Raw genomic sequence first — 705 nt, 5'->3', positions numbered from 1 at the left:
TTCCATTTTCCATTTTCCAAAAGATTGTCAGCCGATTTTATATTCTGTCAAGTGTTTTTTATGATTATCAATGGGTTAGGGTCTGGGGTTAAATCATTGACTATTTTTGATAAATGATTTATATTAACCAAAAATCCACATAAGGACACCTGATGAACGTACAGCCTTGGCATTGGTTGGTTTTTGGTCTGATTTTGATGATATTAGAGATGTTTGTGCCGACCTTTTTTCTGCTATGGTTCGGGGCGTCTGCTGTTGTAACGGCAGTGCTTGCATGGGCGTTTGGCTTGGGCTTTGGGGCGGGGGTCATCTCGTGGCTTGTGCTGTCGGTCATCTCATGTGTGGCGTGGTTTAAATTTATCCAGCCCAACATCAAGACTCGCACGACCGCAGGGCTTGGGGGTAGCGTCATCATCGGCGAGATAGGTATGCTCACCCAAGCTCCGAGTGCGGATAGACTTGGCAAAGTGCGGTTTAGCGTGCCAAAAGTTGGCTCTGATGAATGGCTATGCCGTGGGGCAGATGGCGAAGTGTTGCAGGCAGGCGATAGAGTTGTGGTGGTGCAGATACTCGGCAATGAGTTGGTGGTTCGGCGTAAATAATGCCATTGAATTGCTATTTGGTGGTATTGTCAATTCATCATATTTGGATAGATTGGTAGGGGCAAATCACCTTTGCCTTGTATTTCATTAGACTTCTTTCCAA

At 45.5% G+C, this 705-nt stretch carries 1 protein-coding gene; it reads left to right on the top strand.

Translation table 11 applies throughout. The features are described 5' to 3' along the window. Positions 1 to 152 precede the first annotated feature (152 nt). Positions 153 to 602, top strand: coding sequence for an NfeD family protein (locus B5J94_RS13625; protein WP_062501757.1), 450 nt, complete (start codon positions 153 to 155; stop codon positions 600 to 602). Positions 603 to 705 lie beyond the last annotated feature (103 nt).

Origin of the sequence: Moraxella lacunata (assembly GCF_002027545.1) — a bacterium.
GTDB lineage: Bacteria > Pseudomonadota > Gammaproteobacteria > Pseudomonadales > Moraxellaceae > Moraxella > Moraxella lacunata.
Note: the sequence above shows the minus strand (reverse complement) of the source record. Positions and strands in the feature narration are given on the sequence as shown.

Bases quoted from the DNA above. Each gene is read 5' to 3' on its own strand.
- B5J94_RS13625 (WP_062501757.1), top strand. From the start codon at position 153: ATGAACGTACAGCCTTGGCATTGGTTGGTTTTTGGTCTGATTTTGATG.